At 38.1% G+C, this 15,218-nt stretch carries 16 protein-coding genes; all 16 read right to left on the bottom strand.

The features are described from left to right. Positions 1 to 2: 2 nt before the first annotated feature. Positions 3 to 461 carry a flagellar export protein FliJ gene (gene fliJ, locus DW721_RS10400; RefSeq protein ID WP_022014280.1) on the bottom strand — a complete coding sequence of 153 codons (459 nt, stop codon included), beginning with the start codon at positions 459 to 461 and terminating at the stop codon, positions 3 to 5. Between the two features lie 29 nt (positions 462 to 490). Further along, a complete protein-coding gene (gene fliI, locus DW721_RS10395) occupies positions 491 to 1,822 on the bottom strand; it encodes a flagellar protein export ATPase FliI (protein WP_055942558.1) in 1,332 nt (443 codons plus the stop codon). A 27-nt stretch (positions 1,823 to 1,849) separates the two neighbouring features. After that, complete coding sequence (locus DW721_RS10390; RefSeq protein WP_118745707.1) at positions 1,850 to 2,722, bottom strand: FliH/SctL family protein; 873 nt, start codon at positions 2,720 to 2,722, stop codon at positions 1,850 to 1,852. Next, entirely contained in the window at positions 2,715 to 3,725 is a 1,011-nt protein-coding gene (gene fliG, locus DW721_RS10385; RefSeq protein WP_022014277.1) for a flagellar motor switch protein FliG, read from the bottom strand. Before fliG ends, DW721_RS10390 begins: the two co-directional genes overlap by 8 nt. A gap of 36 nt (positions 3,726 to 3,761) precedes the next feature. Continuing rightward, positions 3,762 to 5,390, bottom strand: a complete 1,629-nt coding sequence (locus DW721_RS10380; protein ID WP_118745706.1) for a hypothetical protein — start codon at positions 5,388 to 5,390, stop codon at positions 3,762 to 3,764. 32 nt (positions 5,391 to 5,422) lie between these two features. Then, on the bottom strand, positions 5,423 to 5,764 hold the full coding sequence (gene fliE, locus DW721_RS10375; RefSeq protein WP_055942567.1) for a flagellar hook-basal body complex protein FliE: 342 nt from the start codon (positions 5,762 to 5,764) through the stop codon (positions 5,423 to 5,425). Between the two features lie 71 nt (positions 5,765 to 5,835). Continuing rightward, positions 5,836 to 6,279 carry a flagellar basal body rod protein FlgC gene (gene flgC / locus DW721_RS10370; protein ID WP_118745705.1) on the bottom strand — a complete coding sequence of 148 codons (444 nt, stop codon included), beginning with the start codon at positions 6,277 to 6,279 and terminating at the stop codon, positions 5,836 to 5,838. A 30-nt stretch (positions 6,280 to 6,309) separates the two neighbouring features. Continuing rightward, positions 6,310 to 6,699, bottom strand: a complete 390-nt coding sequence (gene flgB, locus DW721_RS10365; RefSeq protein WP_118745704.1) for a flagellar basal body rod protein FlgB — start codon at positions 6,697 to 6,699, stop codon at positions 6,310 to 6,312. Positions 6,700 to 7,124: 425 nt separating this feature from the next. Continuing rightward, positions 7,125 to 7,898: a GTP-sensing transcriptional pleiotropic repressor CodY gene (locus tag DW721_RS10360; RefSeq protein ID WP_022013313.1), complete on the bottom strand. Its 774-nt coding sequence runs from the start codon at positions 7,896 to 7,898 to the stop codon at positions 7,125 to 7,127. 1 nt (position 7,899) lies between these two features. After that, on the bottom strand, positions 7,900 to 9,969 hold the full coding sequence (gene topA / locus DW721_RS10355) for a type I DNA topoisomerase (RefSeq protein ID WP_118745703.1): 2,070 nt from the start codon (positions 9,967 to 9,969) through the stop codon (positions 7,900 to 7,902). A 35-nt stretch (positions 9,970 to 10,004) separates the two neighbouring features. Further along, positions 10,005 to 11,108, bottom strand: coding sequence for a DNA-processing protein DprA (dprA, locus tag DW721_RS10350; RefSeq protein WP_118745702.1), 1,104 nt, complete (start codon positions 11,106 to 11,108; stop codon positions 10,005 to 10,007). Further along, positions 11,105 to 12,643, bottom strand: coding sequence for a YifB family Mg chelatase-like AAA ATPase (locus tag DW721_RS10345; RefSeq protein WP_118745701.1), 1,539 nt, complete (start codon positions 12,641 to 12,643; stop codon positions 11,105 to 11,107). The genes dprA and DW721_RS10345 overlap by 4 nt, the downstream gene beginning before the upstream one ends. Positions 12,644 to 12,726: 83 nt before the next feature. Then, positions 12,727 to 13,179, bottom strand: a complete 453-nt coding sequence (gene nrdR, locus DW721_RS10340; RefSeq protein ID WP_022013309.1) for a transcriptional regulator NrdR — start codon at positions 13,177 to 13,179, stop codon at positions 12,727 to 12,729. A gap of 155 nt (positions 13,180 to 13,334) precedes the next feature. Continuing rightward, the gene (locus DW721_RS10335; RefSeq protein ID WP_022013308.1) at positions 13,335 to 13,595 is read right to left on the bottom strand and encodes a YlmC/YmxH family sporulation protein; all 261 of its coding nucleotides are present in this window, start codon (positions 13,593 to 13,595) and stop codon (positions 13,335 to 13,337) included. 16 nt (positions 13,596 to 13,611) lie between these two features. Further along, the gene (sigG, locus tag DW721_RS10330) at positions 13,612 to 14,385 is read right to left on the bottom strand and encodes an RNA polymerase sporulation sigma factor SigG (RefSeq protein WP_022013307.1); all 774 of its coding nucleotides are present in this window, start codon (positions 14,383 to 14,385) and stop codon (positions 13,612 to 13,614) included. 63 nt (positions 14,386 to 14,448) lie between these two features. Further along, entirely contained in the window at positions 14,449 to 15,189 is a 741-nt protein-coding gene (gene sigE / locus DW721_RS10325) for an RNA polymerase sporulation sigma factor SigE (RefSeq protein WP_055942581.1), read from the bottom strand. Between the last annotated feature and the right edge of the window lie 29 nt (positions 15,190 to 15,218).

Raw genomic sequence — 15,218 nt, 5'->3', positions numbered from 1 at the left:
GCTTATTCCTCACTTTCATCACTGCCACTTCTAAACTTAAAACTTACAAGTTCATTTATCTCTTTTTGTTCTTCTGCATTTATCTCTGCCTTAAATTCTTCAAATGCATTTTCTTTTAATTTTTCATAAGTTTTTCTTTCTTTCATGGCATTGTCAAGTTTTTCTCCAGCCTTCTCAACAGCTCTCTGCTGATTTGCGACAACCACCATCTGCAGTTTTATGTTATATTTTATATTTTCGACGCTATCTTCAAGTATCTTTATTTCTAATATATTCAGCTTGTCCGTTACCGCATCATAAAGTTTTGACTGGTACATATCCCGTCTTAATTTTAATTTATCTAACTTTTCTTCTTCCTGCCTGAGTTTCATCATCTCAATACTGTATTCGGCTTTTGCCTGTTCTTCAAGTTTTTCTTTTACAGAAAGAATACTCTCCATCTTAAATATAAATTTTGCCATCAGCCAACCTTCAATTCATTTATAATAATCTAAATCTCTGCTTCTTCAACATTCTCCTCGAAAATATTCTGAAGCCTTTTTATCGTATCCTCGAAAGAAACTTTCTCATATACATCCTGAATCAAAAATCCGTTTACGGCATCAATTTTAGATAATGCAAAATCAATTTCTTTATTTGAACCCGGCTTATATGCACCTATATTTACAAGGTCCTCTGCCTCTGCATATGTCGCCATGACATTTCGTAATTTTCCAGCCCATTGTTTATGCTCTTTCGAGGCAATACTACTCATAACGCGGGATATGCTCGCTAAGACATCTATAGCCGGATAATGATTTTTCTGAGCAATTTTTCGGTCTAGTACGATATGTCCATCCAAAATACTTCTTGCCGTATCCGTGATAGGCTCGTTGAAATCATCCCCATCAACAAGTACCGTATAAAGACCTGTTATTGAGCCTTTTTCGGAACATCCTGCCCTTTCAAGCAGTTTTGGCATTTCTGCATATACACTTGGCGGGTATCCTCTTGAAACAGGCGGCTCACCCGATGCCAGACCTATCTCACGCTGTGCCATAGAAAAACGTGTCAGTGAATCCATCATAAGAAGCACATCTTTTCCCTGATCTCTGAAATATTCTGCAATGGCTGTCGCCGTCTTTGCTGCTTTTTTTCTTATGAGTGCCGGTTTATCTGATGTTGCCACTACGACAACCGAACGTTTCATTCCTTCAGCTCCTAAATCTCTCTCGATAAACTCCCTGACCTCTCGTCCTCGCTCTCCAATAAGTGCAATCACATTTATATCAGCTTTAGTATTTCTTGCGAACATACCCATCAGTGTACTCTTTCCAACACCACTTCCTGCAAATATTCCTATTCTCTGACCTTTTCCGACTGTAATAAGACCATCTACTGCCTTTACACCAAGCGGAAGCACCTCATCGATTATCTTTCTTGTAAGTGGATCCGGCGGTTCAGCTTCAACTGAATATGCCCCTTCTGTTGTCAGAGAAGTATTGTCTATAGGATAGCCCAGACCATCGAGCGTCTTTCCAAGAAGTTCATCACCAACGGCTACTTTCAGAGGAGCACCTGTATTTTCCACTCTGCTTCCAAGTCCTACTCCCTCAGTCTGATCATAAGGCATGAGTAACACTCTGTCATCTTTGAAACCCACAACCTCCGCATTAATAACCTGATTCGTCTCTTTTGTGATTATGTGACATAAATCATTAAGCTTTGCAGACGGTCCGATTGATTCTATCGTAAGACCTACCACCTTAGCAACTTTGCCAAGTTTTTTCTCAAATGACTGATTTAGAAGCATATCATATTTTGATAAATCAATGTCTATCATACCTATGCGCCCCTCTCTTTCCTTACCTTACATTGCCAACATTTTCAAACTGTCCCTAAGACTTTTGAGCTGTGTATCAAGACTGCAATCTATAACCTTTGTATCAAAGTCTATAACACACTGGTTATGTTCAAGACTTGTATCCTCAATAATATCAACTTCTATATCTTTATTTAAGCCTTTTACAAGATCATCTTTCTTTGCAGTAACGATTCCCATATCAGCTTTCGAAATATGCAATGTAATGTTCTTCGTTTTTTCTGCTCCCTGTAAGTTGCCATGCAGAGCATTATCTATCAGATAGACTATAATATCTTTTTTATCACGGCATACAACACCTGTTATTTTTTCAACAAGTCCCGCAACAATATCAGCATACTTAGGTTCAAGGCTCTTTGCCATGTTATCGACTTCTGCAATTTTTAAATTATAATCTTCTTCTAACTTTTCTTTCTGTTCTTCAATCTCCATCAGACCTTGATTTCTGCCTTCCTCAAGACCACTCTGTTTTCCTTCTTCAAATGCCTGATTTTTTATATCATCTGCTGAAAGGTTTGCACTATCAATAATCTTCTCTGCTTCTTTTCTTGCTTCCTGCAGGATTTTTTCTCTTTCGTCATTGAGTTCTTCTGATATTATTTTCTTTTCTTCTTCCCTAACCTCTTCCATTGAAAGAACATTCATGCCCTCCTGAAAATCTTCAGGCTGCTCATCCATATTTTCTAAAGAAGCCGCCGTTTCATCTCCAAGCTGTCTGAAGCTGAATGGTTTTATTTCACTTTCTACTGCTTTGCCATGGTATATCTCAGGATGAACCTCTTTTCCATAATCATCAGAATTAATTACTCTCTTATCTTCCTCATCTACGGTAAAATAAACATTTTTAATAAGATTAGACAACTATCTCGTCACCTCCACCTCTGGAGATAATAATCTCAGCAGAGTCTTCGAGTTTTCTGATAATATTAACAATCTTCTGCTGTGCTTCCTCAACATCCTTCATACGAACAGGTCCCATAAAGTCCATATCTTCTCTTATCATTGTAGCAAGACGTTTTGAAAGATTGCTGAAGATAAGATTCTGAACCTCTTCGTTTGAGCCTTTAAGTGCAACGGCAAGTTCGTTATTGTCAACTTCACGAAGCACACGCTGGATAGATCTGTCGTCGAGCGAAAGAATATCTTCGAATACGAACATCTTCTTTCTGATTTCGTCTGCAAGTTCCGGATCTTCGATTTCGAGACTTTCCATAATATGCTTTTCTGTTCCTCGGTCTACTGTATTTAATATATCTACGATAGAATCGACACCACCAACAATCGTGTAATCCTGATTGACAAGGGAAGCAAGCTTCTGTTCGAGCACCTTTTCAACCTCCTTGATAACATCCGGCGATGTTCTGTCCATCTGTGCAATACGCTTTGCAACATCTGTCTGTTTTTCAGGCGACAATGCCGAAATAATTGCTGATGCCTGATTTGATGACAGATACGACAAAATAAGTGCTATCGTCTGCGGGTGCTCGTCCTGAATAAAGTTCAACAACTGGCTTGCATCCGTCTTTCTGACAAACTCGAACGGTCTGACTTGCAATGATGCCGTAAGTTTTCCAATAACATCTTTTGCCCTTTCTGAACCAAGTGCCTTTTCGAGAAGGTCTTTTGCATAACCAATACCACCTTCTGCAATGTACTGCTGTGCAAGACATACTTCATAGAATTCATCCAGTACCGCATCTTTCATAGCAGGAGATACACTTCTCGTATTTGCTATCTCAAGGGTAAGCTGTTCTATTTCGTCCTCCTTCAAATGTTTAAATACATTTGAAGACTTATCAGGTCCAAGTGCAATAAGCAGTATGGCAGCTTTTTGCACGCCTGTAATTTCTTCTGATTTAGCCATACCAATCCTCACCTTTCAATTATCTCTGTATCTTTATTATTCCCACTCATCATTTAACCAGTTACGAAGCAACTGTGCAACTGCCTCAGGATTTTCATCAACAAATTTTTCTATCATCTTTCTAGTCTCAGATTTATCACTAAATTCAATGTCATCCAAAGACTGGTTCTCTTTTGTCGTTGCAAGGAGCTGTTCTACTGAAAGTTCCGGTTCTTCGTCCTCTGCCGCAAGTGGTGACGCACCACGGAGGATTACGAATATGAGCAACGCAATTATAAGAACTGTAAGTATTATCATCAGATAATTTGAAATACCGTTTGATGACTTTGTACTGCTTACAAATTGTGGAACATTGTATGCAAGTACTGTAATCTTATTTGCACTGACACCTGTTGCTGCTGAAATAAGATTTATCTCATCAGTCGATACTGTTGTAGTGCTTATCTTATTATTCTGAGATATAAACTGATCCCATGTCGTCTTATCAAGAGTACCATCTGCCTTAAGATCATCCTCTTTATAAACAGTATATTTTCTTACGACAATACCAAGTGAAGAATCTGCAAGCTTGATGGCAGGTGTTTCCTGCTTAATGTTCTGAACTTTCTCGTTCGTAAGAAGAGCTGTGAGTTTCTGCATATCTACAGTGTTCGATGTACCTGAGCTGCTGTTATTTACATAATCAGTGTCACTGTCATTTGAGTCTGTTCCCGGTGTACCGCCGTTTCCTGACGCACCTTTTGAACTATATGTATAAAGATTTGTCGGATAACCGTACTCTCTTCCATCATCAACAGAATACTCTTTTGTGAGAGTTTCTATCTTGTTCATATCGAACTGTATGCCGTCTGTTCCTACCTGTGCATCATCATAACCGCACCTTATAAGAAGTGTTGTAACATTGTCTGCTATTGTATTGCGGAGTTTGTTGCAATATTCTGTGCTTCCACCTGTGAGCACTCCACCTAATCCATCACTGGTATTTCCATTATAAATGCACTTTCCATCGGTATCATTGATGATAACATTCTTCACATCTGTACCTACTGTATTGGCAAGCCAGTACGCAAGTGTCTCTGCTGTCTTATCATCAAGCAGATCCTTATTTTTATCATTTAATTCAATGCTTGCCGTAATAGATGTCTTTGCTGTTTCTGCATCATCACTTGATAGAACAGTATATGTAGTCTCCGGGACATTTATAAATACATTTGCATCATCAATGAATTTATACTGAATAAGACTCTGTCTTATCTCAGACTGTAATGCAAGAACTCTCTTTTGATCCTTTTCACTTTCCGTTGTTGACATGGAATTATCAAACGCAGCATCCCATGTATATCCTTTGTCAGTGAGGCCGTTATCACTCATTGCATAAAGAGCATTTGTCATATCATCCTGATGTACATATATAGTTTTTCCGTCACTCGATGCCTTCCATGTAATACTCTGGTCATCAAGTGCCTTGGTCATGGTATTTGCATCATCTACACTGTCAAACACCTGAAACTTTGACCATGTAGGTCTCGAAGCAAGCCATGCCACAACTCCTATGGCTATGAGAACCACACATATTATAGCAATAACTATAGTCTTTTGTTTGCTTGTATATTTATCCCAGAACACTTTAAATTTTTCCGGAATTTCTTTTACTTTTTCGCGCATAATCCAGTTCTCCTAATTCCTTTCGGCTTATTTTAGAATTGTAAATTCATCAATTCTTTGTATCCCTGAACAAAAGCGTTTCTTACGGCAACCGTATATTGTAATGAAACATTTGCTTTTTGCTGGGCTATCTGCAGATCATGAATACTATCGGACTCTCCTAATGCATATTTTATTTCTTCTTCTTCTGCTGCATTACTATAGTCATTTGTCTCATTTACCATTTTTACAGCCGAATCAAACAATGTAGAAAACGCACTCTTGTTATCATCTGAATTTATAATAAGCGAATCACTTCCATCTGAAAGAGAAGATGATATCGCCGGTGTCGTAAAATTATCATAATTAACACCTGATAATGCCGTTAAACTCATTTATAAAATCCTCCAATCCAATCGCACATCAACATGTGCTTTTATCTCACATATTAACATTACTGATTCTATCATGATGATTTGCCTATATCTAATGCCTTGAGCTGCATATTTTTTGAAGCATTAAACGCCGTAACATTAGCCTCGTAAGATCTGCTCGCATCTATCATGTTAGTCATTTCAGTAACTGTATTTACATTTGGATATGCAACATATCCTTTTTCATCTGCATCCGGATTTGAAGGATCATAAACCATTCGACATTCTGTCTCATTATCCTCATATATCTTTGTTATCTTTACACCTTTTCCAAGTGTGCCTGTCGCATTTATAAGAGCATCATCAAAAGATACATAATTTTTTTCTTCAAAAACAACTGCTTTTCTTTTGTAGACATCTCCGTCTGCTGTTCTTGTAGTATTTACATTTGCAATATTTTCTGAAATAAGATCAAGTCTTGTCCGCTGTGCCGTCATACCCGTGGCACTTATATCCATTGCTGAAAAAACACTCATACTTTTCCTCCTGTTTCAATCCATACACTATCAGCTCGTCTTAAATACACTCTGTATCCTTTTAAATTCCTGACTGATAGAATCCAACATTGTGTAATATTTAATCTGATTTTTTGCAAGTTCTGCATTTTCTGTATCAATATCTACATTATTTCCATCTATGCGGTAACTTGAAGACGCATAGTCTGTATATGTAGTTCCGGTAAGACTGTCCAGATCAGCATTGGCTATATTGTCATCTAATGATGAACCACCACTGACAGCACCCTGAAGATATTCCTCAAATCTTATGTCTTTTCTCTTATATCCCGGCGTATCTACATTTGCAATATTGTTTGATATTACTGAATTTCTCGTCCAGCTTGCATCACTTGCTTTTTCCAGAACATTTATGTAATTATAAGCCCCTGATGAAATCATACCCGCACTCCTTTCATTTTGTATCATTTTATCTCTACATAATTTATCTATCATCACAATGAATTATATTTAATTCATTATCTATGTATAAGAATACATATTCAATTATAAAGAAATTACGACAAATTACAAGTATTTAAGCAAAATTTATTTATTTATTTTTTAGTAACAGTTCAGCCATAAAAAGATAATTGGCAATACAATGAGCTTGTTCATTGTATTGTTAAGTACCTTATTATGGTAGAATAGCCTTTCATTTCTGAAATGAGTAAACATAAGCTGCAAAGCAGCGACTGACAGCTCGCTGGCAGGTTTATGAATGTAAGAAATGCAAGGCTGAACTGTTACATTTTTGTTAAGTAAGTCATTTTATGTAAAAAAACCATGCAGCACTTAAAATGATTAAGCACAGCATGGCATAATATTTATATATTCCGTGCAATTATATCTTCGCACAGCAAATCATTTACAATATGTATTGTAGTTCCTTTCATACCCGATGATTTAGTTTCAATTATACCTGCACTCTCACACTTTTTCAAAGCATTTACTATAACAGATCTGGTTATACCAACCTTATCAGCAAGCCTGCTTGTAATAAGTATCCCTTTTTTTTCTTCGCCAAGCTCTGCCAACACATACATCATCGCATGTGCTTCAAGTTTTGACAATGTTTTTATCGCAGCATATATATCATGCTCCTTGTGATGCTCCTCAGAATTTTCTTCACTTTCCGCTCTCTGCATCGCAAGTCCTATAACTGTAGCGCCATATTCTGTCAGTATTATATCATCTATTGAAAAATCATTATTTTTACGATAGACAAACAAGGTACCCAGCCTTTTGCCTGACATACATACCGGTGCTATCATTGCCCGATACTCTAATATATTATCGCATTCTAACCCAATAGTCAACAGATTTACATTTTCCTTTGTGGATAAGATATTCATAAATCTGTCTCTTATGGCACTGTCTATATAGTCTCCATATCCTATATCTTTTATTTTCTGAAATCCCTCGATGCCCTGACATTCCTTTAGTCCAAGCACCTTTCCTTTTTTACTCGTGAGCAGTACATTGACATTAAGCTCATTTGACAACACATTGCAAAACTGTCTGAAATCAATTTTATCTGATTCCTGTTCAGTCAAAAGTTTATTTATCTTTCTAGTCTTATCCAGTAACTCCAAACTCATTTTATTTCTTTTCCTTAGCCTCTACATAACCACATTGTTCATCCATGCACACAATTTTATTTCCTTTTTCAACCATTGCTCCGCCACATTTTGGACATTTCTTTTCTGATGGTTTCTGCCATGACATAAAGTCACATTCAGGATTGTTGATGCAGCCATAGTATCTTCTTCCTTTTTTGGTTTTCTTTATTACAATATCATCACCACACTTAGGACACATAACTCCGATTTTTTCATAATAAGGTTTTGTATTCCTGCAGTCCGGAAATCCCGGACACGCAAGGAATTTTCCATGAGGTCCATATTTGACGACCATATTTCTTCCACATTCCTCACAGATAACATCCGTAACCTCATCCTCGATCTTTACCTGTTCAAGTTCCTTTTGTGCCTGTTCCACTGCCTCATGCAGATCCGGATAAAAGTTTCTGACAACCGTCTTCCATTTTACTGAACCGTCCTCAACTCTGTCCAAAAGCCCTTCCATATATGCTGTAAAATTTACGTCCACGATACTGGCAAAGGATTTTTTCATAATATTATTTACAACTTCACCAAGCTCTGTAATATAAAGATTCTTTTGTTCTTTTGCAACATAATGTCTGTTTATTATCGTTGAAATCGTAGGGGCATAGGTACTTGGTCTGCCTATACCAAGTTCTTCCAGCGTTTTAACAAGTGATGCCTCCGTAAAGTGTGCCGGTGGCTGGGTAAAGTGCTGCTTTTTGTCAATCTCTTCAAGACCAAGCTCCATTCCCTTTTCAATCTTCTTAGAAAGAGCCTTTTTATCTATTTTATCCTCATCTGTCTGATATACAGTAAGATACCCCGCAAACACAACTTTTGAAGATGCAGATGTAAATCTGTATTTGTCCGAATCTATCTTTACTGATTTTGTCTCATATTTAGCATCTGACATCTGGCTTGCCACAAAACGTTTCCATATAAGCTGATACAATCTGAACTGATCTCTTGATAAAGAGTCTTTAACCTGTGCCGGTGTAAGATCAACATATGTCGGTCTTATCGCCTCATGTGCATCCTGTATCTTTTTTTGACTCTTTCCGGCTTTTTCGTTCTGGTTAAGATACTCCCCGCCATAACTTTCTCTGATAAAATCAGCAGCACTCTGTTTTGCTTCATCTGATATTCTCGTAGAATCTGTACGCAGATAGGTGATAAGACCTATAGTCCCTCTTCCTTTTATGGCAGTACCCTCATAAAGTCCCTGTGCTACCCTCATCGTCTTCTGTGTTGCAAAATTAAGTGTCTTTGCTGCCTCCTGCTGCAATGTACTTGTAGTAAAAGGTAACGGGCTTTTTTTGGTCCTTCCGGAAGTTTTAATATCTGAAATTTCAAACTTAGATTTTTTTATTTCTTCTATTATCTTTCCTGCCTGCTCTTTTGATTCAATGGTCATCTTTTCTTTTAAAGTTCCATAGAAATCTGCCGCAAGAGGTTTCTTCTCTCCGTCAATCTTAAACTCCCCTGACAATGTCCAATACTCTTTTGCGATAAAGGCATTTATCTGTTCTTCTCTGTCTGCTATTATCCTTAAAGCAACAGACTGAACCCTACCCGCACTAAGTCCTCTTTTTACCTTTGCCCAGAGCACCGGACTAATCTGATAACCAACCATTCTGTCTAGCACTCGCCTTGCCTGCTGTGCATCAACAAGATCCATATCTATCTTTCTTGCCTGTTTTATGGACTGCTTAACAGCATTTTTTGTTATCTCATTGAATGTAATACGCTTTGCATTTTTGTCATCAAGTTTAAGTGCCTTTGACAAATGCCACGATATAGCTTCTCCTTCACGATCCGGGTCAGTTGCAAGATAAACTTTATCAGCTTTCTTAACTTCTTTTCTAAGTTTTGCAAGAAGCTCGCCCTTTCCCCTTATCGTAATATATTTAGGTTCAAAATCATTCTCAATATCAATTCCAAGCTGGCTTTTGGGCAAATCCCTTACATGACCATTTGAAGCTATCACTTCATAGGTACTTCCCAAAAATTTTTTAATAGTCGTAGCTTTTGATGGCGACTCAACAATTACCAGATTCTTTGCCATACTGTTTCCTTCCTTTCACCCAGGCTTGCAAGATCTCATATCTTTATTGCATAATAATTGTTTCCGACCGTGTCAATAAGCCCCTTCATCTCAAGAGATAAAAGGCAGTCCATCACATCAGGGATGCCAAGTCCCGTTTCAGATGCAACTTCTGATACATGTGCCGGCTCCAAACTTAAACTAGCATACACTATTTTTTCAGCGGTTTCAAGCAAAAGATTATTTTTTTTATTTTTAATCTCAATATCTTCACTATAAAATATGCCAAGTGCATCTAAAATATCTCTGCCGTTTGTGACTAAGCAGGCTCCGTTTTTTATCAGTTCATTACTCCCATAATAAAAGCTGTCATTTATACTCCCGGGTACCACAAATATGTCCTTTCCCTGTTCTAATCCAAGCTCTGCCGTGATGAGCGAACCACTCTTTTTTCCCGCCTGCACAACAAGTATTCCATCAGACAGTCCGCTTATTATCCTGTTTCTTCTCGGAAAGTTTCCTGCCACCGGACTTACACCGGGTGCATACTCTGAGATTACACCTCCCCTTGTCTGCATCATTATATATTCATTTATATGCTGCCTCGGATAACATATATCTATCCCACATCCAAGAACAGCAAATGTTCTTCCTCTTACAACTGACATTGCCCCCGTCTGGCTTTTTATATCAACTCCCCTTGCAAGTCCGCTTATCACCTGCACACCGTACTTTGCAAGTTCACGCCCAAATTTTTCCGCTATACATCTTCCCTCGTATGTTGCATTTCTTGCTCCGACAACTGCTACTGCCGGTTTATTATTGTCCGGAAGTTCCCCCCTGTAAAAAAGACTATACGGAGGGTCATATATATTTTTTAACTTTTCAGGATAATTCTCTGCTCCGATATATGTAAAATTTGTCCCTGCATCACACATTTTCTGCCATTTTTTGCTTATATTTTCGATATTCCTGCTGTCAATAAGTTTTTGTATCACATCTTTCCTTATACCGTTTACTTCATACAGTTTCTCACTATCCGCTTGAAAAACAGCTTTTTCACTCCCGAAATAATTTATTAGTCTTTCTCTGGTTTTTGTCCCGACTCCCTGAATACAGCTAAGCCAGAACGGATACAAAATATCTTCACCTGTTTTCACATAGTCACCCCCCAATACTTCTTATCTGCGGTACGGTAACATACTGCCTCTGAAATATGTTTTCTTTTTATTTCCCCACTTTCGTCCATATCTGCTATTGTCCTCGCAGTCTTTAGGACCTTGTGATATGCCCTCGCACTAAACTCCATGTTCTCAAATATATTTTCAAGATATTCCTTTGCCTCATTATCCATGACACAATATCTTTTTATCATGCCTGCACTTAGTTCTGAATTAAACAATATCCCGTCATTTTTATAGCGTTCTTTTTGAATATGGTGAACTTTTTCTATCCTCTTTCTGACATTATATGAATTCTCACCTTTGTCACTGTTGCTTATTTCTCCGTATTTTAATATTATCGTTTCAGTAAAAATATCTATCCTGTCAAGCAATGGTTTACTTATCCTGCCGAGATAATTTTTTATCTGTCCCTGCGAACAAGTGCATTTTTTCCTGTCGGGGTAATATCCGCACTTACATGGATTTAACGCAGCCGTAAGCTGAAACTTTGCAGGATAACGGTAGCTTCCCTCCAGTCTTGAAACATTTACATACCCATCCTCTAAAGGCTGTCTCATCACCTCAAGCACCTGTCTTTGAAACTCCGGCAGCTCATCAAGAAAAAGCACACCTCCCGACGCAAGGCTCACCTCCCCCGGCTTTGGATACCTGCCGCCTCCTGCAAGTGCCGTCTGAGTAACAGTGTGATGCGGAGACCTGAATGGTCTTTTTTGCACAACCGGATTTTCCTTGTTTAAAAGACCGGCAACGCTATATACTTTTGATATTTCCATTCTCTCTGAAAATGTAAGTTTTGGCATAATACCGGGTATGCACTGTGCAAGCATTGTCTTTCCCGTGCCCGGAGCGCCAATGAGTGCAATATTGTGCATACCTGAAACGGCAACCTCTACCGCTCTTTTTGCCCCCTCCTGACCCCTTATGTCAGATAAGTCATGTTCATCGTTTTCTACTTTAAACGGCATCTTGTGTTTTGTGTCGGATATGTACCCGGCAATATCCTCCGAATTCAATATCTCAACCATCTCTTTAATATTTTTTACACCTATGATTCCTACATCATCTATGATACCTGCCTCACAAACATTGTCAAAAGGCACGATACAATACTTAAATCCGTTTTCATATGCTGTATAAACTCTGGGAAGTACGCCATTAACTGATTTGATATTTCCATCAAGACCTAACTCACCGATAAATAGAATTTGTTTTAAGATTTCTTTGTCTATATAACCAAATGCCGCCAATATTGCAACAGCAATAGACAGGTCAAATGATGTCCCATCTTTTCTCACATCAGCAGGAGAGAGATTTATCGTTATCTTTTTAGGCGGAAATCTGTATCCGCTGTTTTTTAATGCAATCCTTACCCTCTCTCTTGCTTCTTTTACTTCTGACGACAGATAGCCTACCAGAACAAGACCCGGAAGTCCTTCTGATATATCTGTCTCAATATGTACTACACAGCCGTCTATTCCAAATATGGCGGCACTAAATGATTCACTATACATAGTCTACCTCCATGCACAGCAAATCTACCCGTAAATCATAATGTTATATTATCAGAACACTCTGATATTTACAAGCTGTAATTTTATTTATCAAGAATTTTTTTCAGCTCTTCCATAAATGTATCTACATCTTTAAATTCTCTGTATATGGATGCAAACCTGACATATGCAACCGCATTGAGTTTTTCAAGCCCCTCCATTACAAGTTCTCCTATAAGGCTGCTTGGTACTTCATTTATCTCTTTGTTGAATATCTCCGTCTCCACCTTATCCACTAACAGATTCATATCGTCAACCGATATAGGCAGCTTGTGACATGACCTGAACACTCCTCTTTCTATCTTTGCACGGTCATAAGGCTCTCTTGTCTGGTCTTTTTTTATGACAACAAGAGGTATCGACTCTACCTTTTCATATGTAGTAAATCTTTTATTGCACTTATCACACTGTCTCCTTCTCCTTATAGATGTATTTTCATCTGCCGGCCTGGAATCTATAACTTTTGTATCTGCTTCTCCGCAAAATGGACACTTCATCGCTGTTTCCTCCATCAAATATATATTATATTGAAAATATTTTTAGTCTGTTTCTAATATCATGCTCCCCGGCCAAATATATATCGACCTGTGGCTTTTGCCCATGCTCAATATATTATAATAGAAGAAATCTAAATTGTCCATTATATAAATTGTTACCATTCACATTTGTGAAGACATTTTGATGCTTCGACCTCAACCAATACAACATCCGCACCAATCCTCTTTACACACTCATATGGAATTATATATTCACTGTCACGCCCTATAATGCCAAACACCTTACATGGTCCCGGTATTATCAGCGAGCAGATTCTGCCTGTACGCTCCTCAAAATCCACATCGCAGATATTCCCAAGACGCTCCCCGTCACACACATTTACTACTTCCTTCTCCCTAAGCTCACAAATTCGCATAAAGCCCCCATAATAATCAAAGATATTGTTTCATAACCTTAAGTGCTCTTTTTTCGAGACGACTGACCTGTGCCTGTGAAATACATATTTCATTTGCAACTTCCATCTGTGTCTTCCCTTCATAATATCTCATCTTAATTATACGGTTCTCTCTTTCAGACAGGTGATCTATCGCTGCTTTTATCGACATTTTCTCCACCCAGTCCTCCTCAAGATTCTTTTTATCACTTATCTGATCCATGATATATAGTGTATCTCCACCCTCGGCAAACACGGGTTCATAAAGTGACACTGGACTCTGTATGGCATCCAGTGCAAATGCCACATCTTCGGGCGTTGTTTCAAGCATTTTTGCTATCTGCTCTATCCCTGGTTCTTTTTCGCTCTGCTTCATAAGCGCTTCTTTTGCATATATGGCTTTATACGCAAGATCTCTCACCGACCTGCTCACCCTTATGCTGTTATTGTCCCTTAAATACCTGCGTATTTCCCCAATTATCATCGGAACAGCATAGGTACTGAATTTTACATTCATTGTCACATCAAAGTGGTCAATAGCTTTCATAAGACCTACACAGCCTATCTGAAACAGGTCATCACTGTTTTCTCCGGCGGCACCAAACCTCTGGATTATACTTAAAACAAGTCTCAGATTCCCCTTTATAAATTTTTCCCTGGCTTCTCTATCGCCCTTTCGTATCTTAACAAAAAGCTCCTTTTTCTCTTCTTCGGTAAGCAATGGTAATTTTGATGTATTTACACCACATATCTCTACTTTATATACAGCCATCATAACCTCCGGATATTTTGAAATTAAGCTTATACAAAGTAGGATTTACCAAATCAGACGATTCTATTCCATTCTTACTATTTCTTTTTTCAGGCGTCTGATTATTTTTTTCTCAAGTCTTGAAATATATGACTGGGAAATCCCCATCATGTCTGCCACTTCTTTCTGCGTTTTTTCTTCCCCATCAGCAGAATTTATCCCAAATCTTAACTCAATAATCGTTCTTTCCCTTTTGTTTAACTTTGACAATGCCATTCTAAGCAGTTTTTTGTCAACTTCATCCTCCATGTCTTTTGAAATAACATTTTCATCAGTGCCAAGAATATCCGATAAGAGAAGTTCGTTTCCATCCCAGTCAACATTTAACGGTTCATCGATAGAAACCTCAAGTTTAAGCTTATTATTACGCCGCAGATACATAAGTATCTCATTTTCTATGCATCTTGACGCATATGTAGCAAGCTTTATGTTTTTAAGCGGATTAAAGGTGTTTATCGCTTTTATAAGTCCTATCGTTCCTATTGAGATGAGATCTTCAACTCCGACCCCGGTATTATCAAATTTTTTTGCAATATACACTACGAGTCTGAGATTATGTTCGATAAGATTACTCCTCGCCTCCTTATCCTCATCACCTCCGAGTTTTTTCATAACCTGTTCTTCTTCCTCTATCGTAAGCGGAGCCGGAAGTATCTCTGCCCCTCCTATATAATGGATTTCTCCGCCCCTTTTGGGGAATATAAATCCTCTTATCTCCGGCATCATCCTGAATTGAAATCTGTTTGGTATTGACACTTTTACCATTTTTGTCCTCCTTTTTGCACAGGTACAAT

It is taken from the genome of Clostridium sp. AM27-31LB (genome assembly GCF_003480745.1).
Classification (GTDB): Bacteria; Bacillota; Clostridia; order Lachnospirales; family Lachnospiraceae; genus Butyribacter; species Butyribacter intestini.
Note: the sequence above shows the minus strand (reverse complement) of the source record. Positions and strands in the feature narration are given on the sequence as shown.

Bases quoted from the DNA above. Each gene is read 5' to 3' on its own strand.
- fliJ (WP_022014280.1), bottom strand. From the start codon at position 461: ATGGCAAAATTTATATTTAAGATGGAGAGTATTCTTTCTGTAAAAGAA.
- fliI (WP_055942558.1), bottom strand. From the start codon at position 1,822: ATGATAGACATTGATTTATCAAAATATGATATGCTTCTAAATCAGTCA.
- fliG (WP_022014277.1), bottom strand. From the start codon at position 3,725: ATGGCTAAATCAGAAGAAATTACAGGCGTGCAAAAAGCTGCCATACTG.
- DW721_RS10380 (WP_118745706.1), bottom strand. From the start codon at position 5,390: ATGCGCGAAAAAGTAAAAGAAATTCCGGAAAAATTTAAAGTGTTCTGG.
- fliE (WP_055942567.1), bottom strand. From the start codon at position 5,764: ATGAGTTTAACGGCATTATCAGGTGTTAATTATGATAATTTTACGACA.
- flgC (WP_118745705.1), bottom strand. From the start codon at position 6,279: ATGAGTGTTTTTTCAGCAATGGATATAAGTGCCACGGGTATGACGGCA.
- flgB (WP_118745704.1), bottom strand. From the start codon at position 6,699: ATGATTTCATCAGGGGCTTATAATTACATAAATGTTCTGGAAAAAGCA.
- DW721_RS10360 (WP_022013313.1), bottom strand. From the start codon at position 7,898: ATGAGTTTGGAGTTACTGGATAAGACTAGAAAGATAAATAAACTTTTG.
- topA (WP_118745703.1), bottom strand. From the start codon at position 9,969: ATGGCAAAGAATCTGGTAATTGTTGAGTCGCCATCAAAAGCTACGACT.
- DW721_RS10345 (WP_118745701.1), bottom strand. From the start codon at position 12,643: ATGTATAGTGAATCATTTAGTGCCGCCATATTTGGAATAGACGGCTGT.
- nrdR (WP_022013309.1), bottom strand. From the start codon at position 13,179: ATGAAGTGTCCATTTTGCGGAGAAGCAGATACAAAAGTTATAGATTCC.
- DW721_RS10335 (WP_022013308.1), bottom strand. From the start codon at position 13,595: ATGCGAATTTGTGAGCTTAGGGAGAAGGAAGTAGTAAATGTGTGTGAC.
- sigG (WP_022013307.1), bottom strand. From the start codon at position 14,385: ATGGCTGTATATAAAGTAGAGATATGTGGTGTAAATACATCAAAATTA.
- sigE (WP_055942581.1), bottom strand. From the start codon at position 15,189: ATGGTAAAAGTGTCAATACCAAACAGATTTCAATTCAGGATGATGCCG.